The sequence below is a fragment of the Nocardioides sp. P5_C9_2 genome (assembly GCF_054049555.1).
On record NZ_JBFUMD010000658.1, the window covers coordinates 1 to 1,628 of the forward strand.

Genomic DNA, 1,628 nt, shown 5'->3' on the forward strand with positions numbered 1-1,628 from the left:
CTCGACGCCCGCGCGACGATGCGGTCGTCGATGGCGACCGGCGGCATACCCGCGCGTCCGGTGTTCCACCCGCGCCGACCGCCGCGGCCGGAGCTGATCGTCCTTGCCGACATCTCCGGCTCGGTGGCGTCCTTCGCCCGCTTCACGCTCTCGCTGAGTCACGGCCTGCACGCCCGGTTCCACTCCGTGCGGAGCTTCGTGTTCGTCGACGGGATCGACGAGGTCACCGACCTGCTGCAGCACAGCACTGACGTGCACCGGACCGCCGAACGGATCGACGACGACCACCTCGGGATCCACCTCGACGGCCGGTCCGACTACGGCCGGACGTTCCAGCAGTTCTGGGACACGACCGGGCACCAGCTCAGTCCGCGCACGATCGTGCTCGTGCTCGGCGATGCCCGCAGCAACTTCCGCGATCCGCGCGAGGGCGCCCTCCAGGCGATCGGCGCGCGCGCCGGCCGACTCTTCTGGCTGAGCCCCGAGCGGTCGGCGACGTGGCACGACGGTGACTGCCTGATCGACACCTACCGGCCGCACTGCAGCGGCGTCTTCGAGGTCCGCACCGTGCGCCAGCTCGAGGAGTTCGTCGTCCGTGATGCCAGTTGACCTCAACCACCACACAGAAGGAGACCTCATGCCCGACTCCCACATCTCGGAGGCCATGCACAACGCCGTGGGCACCGAGATCGGCCGGAGCACCAGCTATCCGGTCGGACAGAACGACATCCGCCGGTGGGCGATCGCAACCTACTGGCCCGCGGAGCCCCCGACCAGGTTCATCGACGCTCCCGCAGACGGCAGCCCGATGATCGCACCCGAGGAGTTCAACGTGATGTCGGCGGCGTGGGGAGCTGCGTCCGAGGAGCTGTCGGTCACGCCGGTCGAGAAGCCCGGGACCACCGGGTTCAACGCCGACAGCACGGAGAACCAGGTCGGCATCGAGGGACCGGGACTGACGAACATGCTCAACGGCGGCATGTCGGTCGAGTACGGCGTCCCGATCAAGGCCGGCGACGTGATCACGAGCGTGCGGAGCCTCGGTGAGTACGCCGAGCGCGAGGGACGCCTCGGCCTGATGCTCTTCAGCACGAACGTCGACACCTGGACCAACCAGGACGGCGAGTTCGTGAAGCGCTCGGCGATGACCCTCATCCGATACTGAGAAGGACCGACGATGACATCCACCAGGACCCTGTCTCCCGCGCCCGAGGTCGGCGCCGAGCTGGCGCCCCTCGTTCGCGACACCGGCTTCCACAACTGGAACCGCTACGCGGCCGTCAACTACGAGTTCGTGCCGATCCACATGGACGACGAGGCCGGCCGGGCGGCCGGGATGCCCGGCGCCTTCGGCATGGGCAACCTGCAGTGGTCATACCTGCACGTCCTGCTGCGCGAGTGGCTCGGCGGTGCGGGGCGGATCAGGAGCCTGCGTTGCGACTTCCGGACGCCGAACACCAAGGGCGTCGTGACGGCGAAGGGCATGATCACCGACGTCGCCGAGGAGGACGGCACCACGGTCGTCACGCTCGAGGTCTGGACCGAGAACGTCGACGGCAAGAAGATGGCACCCGGCACGGCGGTCGTCGAGATCGGCTGATCCGCTTCGCGCGTGAAGAAAGGGCCCC

Annotated in this window: 3 protein-coding genes; all 3 read left to right on the forward strand. The window is 68.5% G+C overall.

What is annotated here, in order from left to right:
* The coding region (locus tag ACXJKL_RS20720; RefSeq protein WP_457208880.1) for a VWA domain-containing protein at window positions 1-609 on the forward strand (609 nt) is incomplete at its 5' end.
* 28 nt (window positions 610-637) lie between these two features.
* Window positions 638-1,165 (forward strand): FAS1-like dehydratase domain-containing protein, encoded by a 528-nt coding sequence (locus ACXJKL_RS20725; protein ID WP_457208881.1) that lies wholly within the window; start codon window positions 638-640, stop codon window positions 1,163-1,165.
* A 12-nt stretch (window positions 1,166-1,177) separates the two neighbouring features.
* Window positions 1,178-1,600, forward strand: a complete 423-nt coding sequence (locus ACXJKL_RS20730; RefSeq protein WP_457208882.1) for a hypothetical protein — start codon at window positions 1,178-1,180, stop codon at window positions 1,598-1,600.
* Window positions 1,601-1,628: the final 28 nt, after the last annotated feature.

Bases quoted from the DNA above. Each gene is read 5' to 3' on its own strand.
- ACXJKL_RS20725 (WP_457208881.1), top strand. From the start codon at position 638: ATGCCCGACTCCCACATCTCGGAGGCCATGCACAACGCCGTGGGCACC.
- ACXJKL_RS20730 (WP_457208882.1), top strand. From the start codon at position 1,178: ATGACATCCACCAGGACCCTGTCTCCCGCGCCCGAGGTCGGCGCCGAG.